Origin of the sequence: Streptomyces sp. SID5643, from assembly GCF_009872555.1 — a bacterium.
Classification (GTDB): Bacteria; Actinomycetota; Actinomycetes; order Streptomycetales; family Streptomycetaceae; genus Streptomyces; species Streptomyces iakyrus.
In genome coordinates this window covers 1-12,080 of record NZ_WWIC01000208.1, presented here as the reverse complement: position 1 = coordinate 12,080, position 12,080 = coordinate 1, and the positions used below count along the sequence as shown (strand labels likewise).

The following is a 12,080-nucleotide window of genomic DNA, read 5'->3' as shown; positions in this document are numbered from 1 at the left end:
CGCGCTGACGGGCCCGACGCGTCAGCGGCCTGTGGGGCGGCCCGGCCTACGGGCCGACGTGTCAGTGGCCGTGAGGTGACCCCGCCGGGCCCGGGCGGGCCGGCAGCCCTGGGGCGACCCGCGCTGACGGGCCCGAGGCGTCAGCGGTCCTGGCGCTCGTGCCGACGCCCGCGGTGTCGGCGGCTCGGGGCGACCGGGCAGGCGGCCTGCCGCGGCGGCAGGCCTGAGGCGACCGCTTTGGTGACCCGACCCAGCGGTCCTGGGGCGGCCCCGCCGACGGTTCGACGGGCCGACGGCTCTGGGAGCCGGCGTCGGCGAACCAGACGCGTCTGCCCTGGGGGCAATCCCGCTGACGAGGCCTGACGGGCGGTGACCGTGTCGAGGTGACCGCTGACGAGGCCTGACGGGCGGTGACCGTGTCGAGGTGACCGGCGGGCCGGCAGTCCCGGAGAGAACCGCGCCGACAGGCCAGTGGCCCTGAAGCCGACGTGCCTGACGAGCCGGTGGCTCCACGGCGACCGCCTTCGTGCCCCGGCGTTTCAGTGGCGGCGCCCGGCCGGGGCCGGTTCGATGTTCTCAACGCCCGTACGTGTCGCGGCAGATCGTCGCCTCCGGGCTGTCCGCCCGCCATCCCCCGTAGCGCCTGCCCAGTGCGCACACGTCCGCGTTGTCCTTCGGGACGCTCCTGTCGACGTCCTGGCGTACCGACTCCGAAACATCGGGGAGGCCGGCGTGTGACCGCTGGGGGCTGCGCCGGGTGGGCTCGGGGTGTTCCGGGTGTTCCGGGTGCGCGGGGCGGGGGCGGTGGGCGCGGTGGCCGGGCTGCGGCATTCCCGGTTCCGGTGCGGCCGGCGGAGGCGCGGCGGGGCGGGTCGTCGGCGTCACCGGCTCCGGGCGGCGGGACGCCTCTTCGATGAGCAGCAGGGCCTCGCGGGCCGGCGCCTGCACGATCTGGGTCTCCGCCTCGTCCTCCCGCTCCGGCGCCGACGGCCGGGACGGTGCCGACGAGGGCCCCGGCGCGGAAGGGTGCGGGACCGCCGTCGTACAGCCGGAGAGGGCCGACACCGCCACGGTCAGCAGGAGCGTCGCTGTGGTCGTCGTTCGATGCACCCGCGCAACTCTGGTGCGTCCGGCCCTCGCTGGGGTCTCGGACCTGGCGCAGGATGCCCCGCACGGGTGATCTCGCGCCCCGTACGGAGGGCGCCGGCGCGACGGGGGTGACGTCAGTCGCCGGTCGCGCCGTCGACGTGCTCGCGGATCAGGTCGGCGTGGCCGTTGTGCCGCGCGTACTCCTCGATCATGTGCGTGTAGATCCAGCGCAGGTTGAAGCGCTCGCCGGTACGGCGGTGTTTGCCCTCGGAGATGTCGTCGAGGCCGAAGCGGGCCGCGTTGCGCCGGGCGGTCCCGATCTCGGACTGCCAGGTGGCGTAGGCCTCCTCCCACGTGTCGGACTCGGAGAGATGGAACTCGCCGTCCGGATCCTCCTCGGTGTAGTAGATCGGGCCGGCCTCCTCGGCGGTGAGAACCTTGCGGAACCAGCCTCGCTCCACCTCCGCCATGTGCCGCACCAGTCCCATCAGGCTCAGCTCGGACGGCTCCACCGCGGTGGTGCGGAGCTGGGCGTCGGTCAGACCCTCGCACTTCCAGGCGAGGGTCTGGCGGTGGTAGTCCAGCCAGCCCTCCAGCATGGTGCGCTCGTCGGCGGTGGTGGAGGGCTCTTGGCGTTCGTTCGTCATGAACGCATCCTTTCCGAGCCTCCCCCGCCGCACCACAAGATTTTCAGCCCCCGAGCATGCCCTCCAGCAGTTCCCGCAGCCCGGCCCGCACCTCTTCCAGGCTCGGCACCTCGGCGCCGAACGACCCCGCCACACAGCTGAACATCAGCCCGTCGCCCCAGGCGATCAGCGACAAGGTGTGCCGGGCCGGGTCGGTCGAGCCCAAGCCGCTGACCAGGGCGGCGAGCTGGTCGCGGAAGCGGGCGCCGGTGGCGTCGAAGAAAGCCCGCAGTTCGGGGCGGCGCGTCGCCTCCAGGGCCAGTTCGTAGCGGGCGAGCGTGAGTGCGCGGTGGCCCGTCATGGCCCGGTGGGCCGCCAGGGCCAGTGCGTCCGCCAGAGGGCCGGGCCCGGCCCCGGGTTCCGGCATCTCGTGCAGGGCCAGGACCCGGGCCTCGCGATCGGCCAGGCGCCGCACCGCCAGCTCCAGCAGGGCCTGTCGGGTGCGCGCGAGGTTCGACGTCGAGCCCTGGGGGAGCCCGGCCGCCTCGTCGACTGCCCGGTGCGTGAGGCCGCGCATGCCGCGCTCGGCGAGCAGCGCGAGGGCGGTGTCGGCGACCAGGTCGGAGCGGGAGGGGCCGGCGGTGCGTACGGACATGGGGTCACGCTACCCGTCCGACTACAGCTGTAGTAACGTCGATGGCGTCACTACAGGTGTAGTCGCGTTTGAGGAGGGGCCATGACACAACCCGGGCATGCCGTCGTGATCGGTGGCGGAATCGGAGGCCTGACGGCGGCGGTCGCCCTGCACCGGCGCGGCCTGCGGGTCACGGTGCTGGAGCGCGCCCCCTCGCTGGAGCCGGTCGGCGCGGCGATCTCCCTCGCGCCCAACTCCCTGCGCGCGCTGGACGTCATCGGACTCGGCGACGAGATCCGCGACCTCGCCGCCTGGTCCGGGGACGGCGGACTGCGGGCCCCCTCCGGGCGGTGGCTCTCGCGGTCCTCCGCCGACGCCGCCGCCGAGCGCTACGGGGGCCCGCTCGTCCTGCTGCACCGCGCCACCCTCATCGCGAGCCTGGCCTCCCGGCTCCCGCCGGACGCCATCCGCACGGACACCGCCGCGACCCTCACCGACCGCGGCGGCCCCGACCGGCCCGCCCGGGTCGACGCGGGCGGCGAGGTGCTGGAGGCCGACCTGGTGGTGGGGGCGGACGGCATCCGCTCCGCCGTACGCCACGCCCTCTTCCCCGCCCACCCCGGGGCCGTGTACTCCGGCTTCACCGCCTGGCGGCTCGTGATCCCCGTGCCCGCCGAGTTCGCCTCGCACGAGACCTGGGGCAGGGGCCGGATCTGGGGCACGCACCCGCTCAAGGACGGCCGCGTCTACGCCTACGCCGCCGCCGTCACGCCCGCCGGCGGCCACGCGCCCGACGAGAGGGCCGAGCTGCTGAGCCGCTTCGGCGACTGGCACGACCCGATCCCCGCCGTCCTCGCCGCCGCCCGGCCCGAGGACGTCCTGCGCCACGACGTCCACCACATCACCGAACCCCTGCCCGCCTACCACCACGGCCGGGTCGCCCTGCTCGGCGACGCCGCACACGCCATGCCCCCGACCCTCGGCCAGGGCGGCAACCAGGCCATCGAGGACGCGATCGTCCTCGCGCACCACCGCGACGACCTGCCCGCCTACACCGCCGCCCGGCTGCCCCGCACGACCGCTGTCGCACGCCGGGCCGTGCGGGTCGCCCGGCTCAACCTCATGACGAACCGCGCAGCGATCGCCGTACGTGACGCCGCCATGGCCACCCTCTCGAAGGCCGGTCCCGCCCTCGTCCTGCGCGGTTTCGACGGCATCGCCGACTGGCGGCCCCCGCAGGCGGACGCCGTATGCTCCGAGCAGACCCCGGCAGGCAACCGTTAGAGGAGATCACCCCGTGAAGGTCGGCTGCATCGGACTCGGCGACATCGCGCAGAAGGCCTACCTCCCGGTCCTCGCCTTCCAGCCCGGGGTGGAACTGCACGTGCAGACCCGTACGCCCGCCACCCTCGACCGGGTCGCCGACGGCCTGCACGTCCCGCCGGAGCGGCGGCACACCACCCTCGACTCCCTGATCGCGGCGGACCTCGACGCGGCGTTCGTGCACGCCCCCACGCTCGTGCACCCGGAGATCGTGACGCGGCTGCTGGAGGCGGGCGTTCCGACGTACGTCGACAAGCCGCTCGCCTACGAGATCGACGACTCCGCGCGGCTGGTGTCGCTCGCCGAGGAGCGGGGAGTGAGCCTCGCCGTCGGCTTCAACCGGCGCCACGCCCCCGGCTACACGCAGTGCGCGGACCATCCGCGCGAGCTGATCCTCATGCAGAAGAACCGCATCGGGCTGCCGGAGGAACCCCGCGCGATGATCCTCGACGACTTCATCCACGTCGTCGACACCCTCCGGTTCCTGGTGCCCGGCGAGATCGACGACGTGACCGTGCGCGCCCGCGTCCAGGACGGGCTGCTCCACCACCTGGTGCTCCAGCTCGCCGGGGACGGCTTCACCGCGCTCGGCGTGATGAACCGGCTCAGCGGTTCGGCCGAGGAGATCCTGGAGGTGTCCGGGCAGGACACCAAGCGGCAGGTGATCAACCTCGCCGAGGTCGTCGACCACAAGGGCCAGCCGACCGTGCGGCGGCGCGGGGACTGGGTGCCGGTGGCCCGGCAGCGCGGGATCGAGCAGGCGGTGCTCGCCTTCCTCCACGCCGTCCGCACCGGCAGGGTGCTCAGCGCCCGGGACGCGCTGGAGACCCATGAACTGTGCGAGCGGGTGGTACGGGCGGTTCAGGAGCGGACCGCCTGAGCCGCACGATCCGCAGTCCCTCGCCGACGGCCCACAGGGCGAGGATCAGCATCGCCGCGTGCACCGTCCAGTCGCCGTGGCGGACGTAGGGCGTGGTGCCGTGGGCGCGGGGGATGTCGTGGATCCGCGCGGCGGAGGCGTCCGTGCCGAGCCACGATCCGACGCGCTGCCCGTCCGGGCCGTAGACGGCCGAGACGCCCGTCAGGGTCGCGTGCACCATGGGGCGGCCGGTCTCGGCGGCCCGCAGCGCGGCGAGCGACGCGTGCTGCCCGGGCGCCCAGCTGTGCTGGAACGTCGACGTCGACGACTGGCCGATCAGCACGTCGACGCCCTCCCGGGTGAGGTGGCGGGTCATGTCGGGGAAAGCGGTCTCGAAGCACACCAGCGGGCCGACGCGCAGATCGTCCCCGACGTTCATCACGACCGGCTGCGAACCGCGCCTGCGGTCCTCGCCCGCGGCCTTGCCGACGGACGTGGCCCAGCCGAGCAGGGACCGGGCCGGGATGTACTCGCCGAAGGGCACGAGCCGCATCTTGTCGTAGCGCTCGCCGGTCAGGCCGTCGGGCCCGGTCAGGACCGAACTCTTGTAGATGCCGGGCTTGTCGGAGCGCCGGGCGTCCACGTTGACCAGGATGTCGGCGCCCGTCGCACGGGAGAGGTCCGCGAGCCGCCGGGCGAGGTCGGGCCGGTCGTCGAGGTCGAATCCGATGCTGCTCTCGCCCCAGACGATCAGGTCGACGTCCTGGCCGGCGAGCCGGCGGGTGAGCTGCTCCTCGCGGGCGAACCGGCCGTCCGGGCCGACGATGACGCCGGGCTGCACGACGGCGATCCGGACCCGGCCGTCGACGGCGGGGCGGGGCGAGAACGCCCAGGCGGTGGAGGTGGCGGCGGCCGTCGCGACGAGACCGGCCACGGCGGGCACCCGGGCCCGGGGGACCGCGACGAGCACGGCGACCGCGACGTTGACGGCGACGAGCAGGTAGCTGAGCAGCCATACCCCGCCCACCGAGGCGAGCCGCAGCGCGGGCTCGGTCTGCCACTGACTGCTGCCGAGCATGCCCCAGGGGCCGCCGAGCCCCTGCCAGGAGCGGACCAGCTCCACGGCCAGCCAGCCCGACGGCAGGACCAGCAGGGCGACCGTGATCTGCCCGAGGGAGGGAAGGCCTCCGAGGAGACGGCGTACCAGCCAGCCCCAGGGTGCCCACAGCGCACCCAGCAGGGCGGCGATGAGAAACGTGAACACGTGCAGGCTCGGCAGCAGCCAGTGGTGCATGGCCAGCATGAAGCCGAAGCCGCCCCACCAGCCGTCGTACGCGGCCCGCCTGCCGGTCGGCGCGGTGCGCAGCAGGAGGAGCCAGGGGACCAGGGCGGCGTAGGCGCACCACCACAGGGACGGCGCGGGGAAGGCCAGGACGGGGAGGGCACCCGCGACCGCCGCGGCGGCCGAGCGGCGCCAGGGGGAGGCGAGCCAGTGGCCGAGCGTCTTCATAGGCGCCTCCTACCCGCGGGTGCCTCCAGTGTGCGCCTTGCGGACGATCTAGGACACAGGACGCCGGGTCAGTTGACCACAGGCGTGGTCCGCGGCTCGGGAAGGCGCCGCCACTTCTCCCGCACGACGACTCCGCTCAGCCGCCGGCCGTCGTCCGTGCGCACGCCGCGAAGGCGTACCGGCCACCGCACACGAAGTCCGGAGCGGGCCCCGCGGTGGCCAGGGGATTGACGTAGTCGGCCTGCACCTCGGCCGTGTCGCCGGTCGCCTGCTCCCGGACCCCGAAGCGCACCCGCCGGTTGACGATCAGATGCTGCCGGACCGGGAACGGCCGCAGCCTCTGCGCGAGCCATGCGGCGACCGCCCGGGCCTCTCCCTCGACGCCGCCGGCCGAGCGGTAGTCCGCCCGTCCTTGAGGGACGAAAAGCCCCCGGTACGCTCCGGGTCGTCGTCGTCGACCGCCACCGCGCAGTCGGTGATCAGCCCGTCGACGGCCAGCCGGTCCCTCACGGTAGCGAGCTCCACGCGGTGCGCCATCGGCTCAGTGTCGGGGATGGCGGAGCAGGGGCCAAGAGCTGCGCGTGCGCGATATTCGGTGGCCGCCGGGGGCCGTGGGAGGCCAGCCTGTCCTCCGTGAACGATCTGCACGAACCGAGATTCCGGGTGCGCGCCCGCCACACCGACTCCACGATCACCGTCTACCAGGCCTACCGCCGGGAGATCGGCGTCCCCGCCGCTCGCCTGGGCCGCTTCCCGTCGGCCTGGAAGCGGGAGCGCATGACATGGGTCATCAAGCCGCGTTCACAGACTCCTACGCGTCGGCCCGTCCTGGTTCGTCACATGCCAGTGGGTCCTGAGACGCAGCTGCGCCGGATGTCGAAGGGGCGTGTCGGAGGTAGTGGTAGCCGGGTCGAAGCCGGTCGCCAGCGAGGCCTCAACCTGATTCCGTAGGAGACCGCTGAGCTGGGTTGTACCTCGTCATCCCTGAGCCACCGAGGAGCTTCGGGCGGGTGAGTCTGCCGTAGATCGGTTTGTCAGTCCCCGCCCGTACGCTGTTCGCGGTGTAGGTCGAGAGGTGGGGAGGGGCTCATGGCAAGACGGCTGTCGGTAACGCAGCGGATCGCTCTGATCAACAAGTGGAGGAATCCGCCGGGCCCTTCAGAGCGACTTCGGCTAGAGCGGGCCGAGCGCATGGTGAAGGAGGCCGTCAATGCGCACGGACCCTTCCAAGGGCTAGACATCACAGTCGCGGCGAAGGGTTCTTACCCCAACAAGACCAACGTCCGCGGCGACAGTGACGTGGACATCATGGTCAAGCTCAACGACCCCTTTCGCACCGACGGCATGGCGGAATGGTGGTTTGGTCAACCCGCTGGGTACCGGGGGCCGTGGACCAAGGCGAAGCTTCGTGAGGAGGTCCACGCGGCACTCACCGACTACTTCGGGTGGGTGGACGCGGACCACAACCTCGCCTTCTACGTCCCCGAGGTCGCGGGCAGCCGTCCGAGCATCGACGTTGTGCCGTGCTTCAAGTGGGTGAAGTACGACTTCGCGGCGCCCGGGGGCGAGTACGTGGGGAGCGTCGTCTACGGGCGCAACGGCAAGAAGGTCATCAACTGGCCCGAACTCCAGTTGGCCAACGGCCGTACCAAGAACACCAACACCAACCTGCGGTACAAGTTCCTGGTGCGGGTCCTGAAGAACGTGGAGAACGACCTCGCGGCCCAGGGCGTGATCAAGGCCTTGCCTTCGTACTTCTCCGAGTGCCTGATCTACAACGTGCCGGACCACGTCCTCCTCGCCGGCGACTTCGATGACGCGGTCCGCGCGAGCTTGCAGGAGGTCTATCGGCAGATCACGTCCCTCTTCGGTCCTCAACGTATGTGGGAGCCGAACGGGATGAAGAAGGTGTTCGGCGAAGGCCAGAAGTGGAGCGAGAAGGACGCTCGAGAATTGATCGAAGGTGCCTGGCACTACCTCGGCTACGAGGACTGACGATGGGTACAGCCACCACCGTACGCATCGGCGCCACCATCGCAGCCACCCTGTACACGGTCATCCTGATCCTGCTGGGCCTGTACCCGTCGCAGTTCCGGTACCTGTTCGCCTACATTCCGGCAGCTGTCGGGTACGGCGTCATCGTCTTCGACAAGTGGGCCTGGCGCTGGCCCGTCATTCACCGTTTCACCGCTCGCCCTTGGGTCACCGGGACCTGGCGCGTGATGCTGTCCCCAAGTCCGGACAGCCGAATACCAGAGGGGGGAAACCGGGGTCCGATCGTCACCTACATGACGGTCGAGCAGACCTTCTGGAGCCTGCACGCCACGCTCCGCACTAAGGAGAGCACATCCCGGTCGAGCAACGCCACCATCGGCTCCCCCGAGAACTCCGGTACCGCAGAGATCGGGTTCCTCTACGACAACACGCCCCGCGCAGAGCACCAGCACCGCAGCCCCCGGCACGAGGGAGCCTGCCGGATCTCCGTCGCGGGCCTGAACCCCCGGGCAGCAACTGGGTATTACTACACCAGCCGGTTCACCGCCGGTGACATGGACTTCACCCTGCTCAACCGCTCCACTGACTACGCCACGTTCGCCGAAGTCCAAGCAGCAGACCCAGAGCACACCACAAGCTGACTCAGCCCTGCCCGAGGAGGCCGGTTACCCGGTGCGCTGTCAACCTCAAATGAGTGGAGGCCTGCATGGAGGGAGGGTGCGTGGCCATCAGCATTGCTAGAGGGCGGTGAACGCTGCTTGACATGGGTCATCAAGCCGTGTTCACAGCCTGCAAGGGGCCGGTGTCTCAGCTCTGGATGGCATCAAACCCGTTGGGCGAGCTTGCCGGAGTGTGGATCATGGAGCCGTGACGAAGTGGACGCTTCAGTCAAGCGGCCGACGGGTGAGCCGGGGCTCTCTCGGCGTACCAGCGGGCGATGCGGGACCGGCTGCTTTCGGCCCCCGTGGTGCCTGCGCCAGGCCGCTGGCGACCCGTCTTCGAGTACACATACGGCGTTCCTGTCGGCGGGCTTCTCGGGATCGGCTTCGCGACGCATCACGACAGCGACCACGATCTGGTGATGGTCGTCTCCCATGACGGTCACGGTCTCTTCGACTCCGTCACCGGGGAGAAGATCGCCACGGACCGCGACTCCGACCCCGGGGACAGCACCCCCGACGCGGTCGCCGATCTGTTCTGCCCCGGACTGGGGCCGATCACCGGGAGCCGCGTACGCCTCGCGGGGCTCTTCGGCGGAGGGCTGCATACCCGAGGGTTCGGCTCGTTGGGCTTGCCAAAGGGAACGCAGTGTGGTGACTGCTCTGGGCGCTGCCTCGTGGGCATAGATAAGAACGTGGGGCGAGGGCCCGTGGGCCGACCATCTCGCCAACCGAGAACGCATGCCCTGACTGTGAAGCGTTGTATGGAACGTAGACTTGTCCGCGGAAATCGCATGGGATATTGGGGGAAGGAGTCCCATGACACCGTCGATGTGCTGTCGCCACTGCGGAAGCACCAACGGCTACCGGCGGACCAACAGCGAGCAGTGGTGGTGTAACACCTGCGACCACGGAACGCGCATCCCCCCTTGGGTGTCCCACGGACTCGACACCGGCAAGGAGTTTGGTTCGGCCCCAGTAGAGGACCCAGCTCGCACGCCTGAGATCACCGCGTGTCCTAACAAGCTGTCTCAATTGGCTGGCCACGAGGAGTCCGACGCCGCGCTTGATCAGGGACCCGCTCGCGGACAGACTGCTCTCCATGGGATCAGTAGGCATGGCCGCCAGGGAGCAGATCGGTAACCGGCGATGAGTGCCAGCCTGCCCTTCTTCCGCTATCACCCCGATCCCCTCGCCAGCGGGTCCATCCGCGCGGCCGCTGAGCCGTGCGCCTGCTGCAAACGCAACACGGGCTGGATCTACACGGCCACGTTCTACACCGCACATGAGGTCAACGGACGCTTCTGCCCGTGGTGTATCTCAGACGGAAGCGCTTCCGAACGCTTCGCGGGTGAGTTCAATGACTCCTACGGGCTCGACGGTGTCAGCGAGGAGGTCTTGCACGAGGTCACCCGCCGCACCCCTGGCTTCCATGCCTGGCAGGACCCGCACTGGCTCGTCCACTGTAAGGAAGCGGCCGCCTTCGTGGGCGAAGTCGGATACACCGAGCTGGCGGCGCATCCCGAAGCCCTCGACCAGCTACGGACCGACATGCGCCTCGACGGCTGGCACGACGCAAACCAGCTTGAGCACTTCCTGACCCACCTGGGCGGCGGAGCGACCGCCATGCTCTTCCGCTGCACCGTCTGCGGCACCCATCTCGCCTACGCCGACGCATCCTAGAAGCCGTCTGTTTGGGCGAGTCGTCGGTAGCAGATGAGGGTGCAGGCGATGCTGGTGAAGGCCAGGAAGTGGCTCGCCTTGCGTTCGTAGCGCCGGTGCAGACGTCGGCATCCGGCAAGCCAGGCCATAGTGCGTTCGATGGTCCAACGGTGCTGGCCCAGCCGCTGACTGGAGTCTGTGCCCTTGCGTGCGATCCGGGGCGTGATCCCACGACTGCGTAACCATCGTCGCAAGTGGTCGTAGTCGTAGCCCTTGTCGCCGTGGAGCTTGCCGGGCCTGCGTCGCCGTCGACCACGTCGGGACCGGATCGGCGGTATTCCCTGCACCAGCGGGATGAGGGCCTGGCTGTCGTGCGTGTTCGCGCCGGAGATGCCGACGGACAGGGGCAGACCGGTCCGTTCGGTAACCAAGTGGATCTTCGAGCCGTACTTGCCCCGGTCTACAGGATTCGGGCCTGTCAGGTCCCCCTTTTCAGGGCTCGCATGTTCACGGAGTCGATCGCGCAGCGGGACCAGTCCAACTCGCCGCGGGCACCGAGCTCGTCGAGGACCAGACGATGGAGCTTTGCCCACACCCTGGCCTTCGACCACTCCGTGAAGCGCCGGTGAGCTGTCGCTCCCGACGGCCCGAACGAGGCGGACGGCAACTGTTGCCAGGTGCAGCCCGAGGTGGCCACGAATACGATCGCAGCCAGCACCTCGCGGTCACCATGTCGACGCCGGCCTCCGCCCTGCGGACGAGTCGGCGTCTCCGGCACCACCCGCTGGAACAACTCCCATAGCTCATCCGGCACCAGCCGCTCAATGATCCCCACCGCAGCAACCTATCGAACACGCCAAATGAGATGGCCTGTAAGACCGTGTCCTACGTGGTGAGGCGGACGTTGAGCCGTTCATGGGGCGGAGTACGTGGAGTTGGATTGTTCCGGACGGGCTATGGGAGATCGCGAAGCCGCTGATCCCGCCGTCGAAGGTGCGGCCGCAGGGCGGCGGAACGCAGGACACACCTGATGAGACGCTCTTCGCGGCCATCATCTACATCCTGGTCAGCGGATGCGCCTGGCGCCAACTGCCGCCCTGCTTCGGGATATCGAAGTCGACCGCCCACCGCCGGTTCCTGATCTGGTCGAGAGCCGGCGTCTGGGGCCGCCTGCACGAAGCGGTCCTGAACCAGCTCGATGACTCCGGCCTCATCGACGTCACCCGGGTCGTCCTCGACACCGCCCATGTCAGGGCTAAAAAGGGGGCGAACACACAGGTCCGAGCCCCGTGGACCGGGGCAAGCCGGGTTCCAAGATGCACATCCTGTCGGACGCGAACGGACTGCCCCTTCTCGTCGGCGTCTCGGCTGGCAACGTCCACGACAGCGAAGGGCTGAAGCCCATGATCGAGGGTCACCAAACGAGACACGACCCTCATCGCGGCCGGTACTTCAAGCCCCAGCGCCTCCACGCAGACAAAGCCTACGACCGCGCCGACCTGCGCAGATGGCTCCGATGGAAGCGAATCGGAGTACGCATCGCCCGCAAAGGCGTCGAATCCAGCGAACGATTAGGGCGCCGCCGCTGGGTCATCGAGCGGACGATGTCCTGGCTCTCCGGCTACCGACGCCTGAGCCCTCGCTACGAACGCGATCCCCGCAACTACCTGGCCTTCCTCGGACTCGCAGCCGCTCTCTGCTGCTACAAGCGACTCGTCCGCCT

General features: G+C 70.1%; 11 protein-coding genes and 3 pseudogenes. 8 read left to right on the top strand and 6 right to left on the bottom strand.

The features are described from left to right. Positions 1-576: 576 nt before the first annotated feature. The 3 genes from GTY56_RS23595 to GTY56_RS23585 all read right to left on the bottom strand — a co-directional run bounded on the left by GTY56_RS23595 (position 577) and on the right by GTY56_RS23585 (position 2,370). Positions 577-1,110 carry a hypothetical protein gene (locus GTY56_RS23595; RefSeq protein ID WP_161367332.1) on the bottom strand — a complete coding sequence of 178 codons (534 nt, stop codon included), beginning with the start codon at positions 1,108-1,110 and terminating at the stop codon, positions 577-579. Positions 1,111-1,223: 113 nt separating this feature from the next. Beyond that, on the bottom strand, positions 1,224-1,736 hold the full coding sequence (locus GTY56_RS23590; protein WP_161367331.1) for a DinB family protein: 513 nt from the start codon (positions 1,734-1,736) through the stop codon (positions 1,224-1,226). A 43-nt stretch (positions 1,737-1,779) separates the two neighbouring features. Beyond that, the gene (locus tag GTY56_RS23585; RefSeq protein WP_161367330.1) at positions 1,780-2,370 is read right to left on the bottom strand and encodes a TetR/AcrR family transcriptional regulator; all 591 of its coding nucleotides are present in this window, start codon (positions 2,368-2,370) and stop codon (positions 1,780-1,782) included. A gap of 81 nt (positions 2,371-2,451) precedes the next feature. Here GTY56_RS23585 and GTY56_RS23580 point away from each other — a divergent pair, with 81 nt between their 5' ends. Together GTY56_RS23580 and GTY56_RS23575 are read left to right on the top strand one after the other, a co-directional pair. Further along, positions 2,452-3,633, top strand: a complete 1,182-nt coding sequence (locus GTY56_RS23580) for an FAD-dependent monooxygenase (RefSeq protein WP_161367329.1) — start codon at positions 2,452-2,454, stop codon at positions 3,631-3,633. Between the two features lie 13 nt (positions 3,634-3,646). Continuing rightward, entirely contained in the window at positions 3,647-4,552 is a 906-nt protein-coding gene (locus GTY56_RS23575; protein ID WP_161367328.1) for a Gfo/Idh/MocA family oxidoreductase, read from the top strand. On the opposite strand, the gene lnt is transcribed toward GTY56_RS23575, so the two are convergent. Then, positions 4,476-6,041: an apolipoprotein N-acyltransferase gene (gene lnt, locus GTY56_RS23570; RefSeq protein WP_161367327.1), complete on the bottom strand. Its 1,566-nt coding sequence runs from the start codon at positions 6,039-6,041 to the stop codon at positions 4,476-4,478. The genes GTY56_RS23575 and lnt overlap by 77 nt on opposite strands. Positions 6,042-6,109: 68 nt before the next feature. After that, a pseudogene (locus GTY56_RS23565) lies at positions 6,110-6,578 on the bottom strand (nuclear transport factor 2 family protein). A 96-nt stretch (positions 6,579-6,674) separates the two neighbouring features. Between GTY56_RS23565 and GTY56_RS40760 the strand changes: the two are divergent. The 5 genes and pseudogenes from GTY56_RS40760 to GTY56_RS23545 all read left to right on the top strand — a co-directional run. Further along, a pseudogene (locus tag GTY56_RS40760) lies at positions 6,675-6,839 on the top strand (DUF4291 family protein); the annotation flags it as partial. 291 nt (positions 6,840-7,130) lie between these two features. Then, a complete protein-coding gene (locus tag GTY56_RS23555) occupies positions 7,131-8,036 on the top strand; it encodes a nucleotidyltransferase domain-containing protein (RefSeq protein WP_161367325.1) in 906 nt (301 codons plus the stop codon). Between the two features lie 2 nt (positions 8,037-8,038). Further along, entirely contained in the window at positions 8,039-8,677 is a 639-nt protein-coding gene (locus GTY56_RS23550) for a Cap15 family cyclic dinucleotide receptor domain-containing protein (protein WP_161367324.1), read from the top strand. Between the two features lie 296 nt (positions 8,678-8,973). Beyond that, positions 8,974-9,306: pseudogene (locus tag GTY56_RS40755) on the top strand (hypothetical protein); the annotation flags it as partial. 538 nt (positions 9,307-9,844) lie between these two features. Beyond that, positions 9,845-10,378, top strand: a complete 534-nt coding sequence (locus GTY56_RS23545; protein ID WP_161367323.1) for a CbrC family protein — start codon at positions 9,845-9,847, stop codon at positions 10,376-10,378. Here GTY56_RS23545 and GTY56_RS23540 read toward each other — a convergent pair. Further along, positions 10,375-11,183 (bottom strand): IS5 family transposase gene (locus GTY56_RS23540; protein WP_524540132.1). Its coding sequence is split into 2 segments (ribosomal slippage): positions 10,375-10,847 and positions 10,847-11,183, totalling 810 coding nucleotides; the frame shifts between segments, so codons are not numbered across the junction. The genes GTY56_RS23545 and GTY56_RS23540 overlap by 4 nt on opposite strands. 89 nt (positions 11,184-11,272) lie before the next feature. On the opposite strand from GTY56_RS23540, the gene GTY56_RS23535 reads away from it, so the two are divergent. After that, positions 11,273-12,080 (top strand): IS5 family transposase gene (locus tag GTY56_RS23535; RefSeq protein WP_161367322.1). Its coding sequence is split into 2 segments (ribosomal slippage), with 809 coding nucleotides annotated over them: positions 11,273-11,615 and positions 11,615-12,080; the frame shifts between segments, so codons are not numbered across the junction. This gene is flagged as partial in the annotation.

Excerpts from the sequence above, each read along its gene's own strand:
- GTY56_RS23580 (WP_161367329.1), top strand. The coding sequence starts at position 2,452 with ATGACACAACCCGGGCATGCCGTCGTGATCGGTGGCGGAATCGGAGGC.
- GTY56_RS23545 (WP_161367323.1), top strand. The coding sequence starts at position 9,845 with ATGAGTGCCAGCCTGCCCTTCTTCCGCTATCACCCCGATCCCCTCGCC.
- GTY56_RS23555 (WP_161367325.1), top strand. The coding sequence starts at position 7,131 with ATGGCAAGACGGCTGTCGGTAACGCAGCGGATCGCTCTGATCAACAAG.
- lnt (WP_161367327.1), bottom strand. The coding sequence starts at position 6,041 with ATGAAGACGCTCGGCCACTGGCTCGCCTCCCCCTGGCGCCGCTCGGCC.
- GTY56_RS23550 (WP_161367324.1), top strand. The coding sequence starts at position 8,039 with ATGGGTACAGCCACCACCGTACGCATCGGCGCCACCATCGCAGCCACC.
- GTY56_RS23590 (WP_161367331.1), bottom strand. The coding sequence starts at position 1,736 with ATGACGAACGAACGCCAAGAGCCCTCCACCACCGCCGACGAGCGCACC.
- GTY56_RS23585 (WP_161367330.1), bottom strand. The coding sequence starts at position 2,370 with ATGTCCGTACGCACCGCCGGCCCCTCCCGCTCCGACCTGGTCGCCGAC.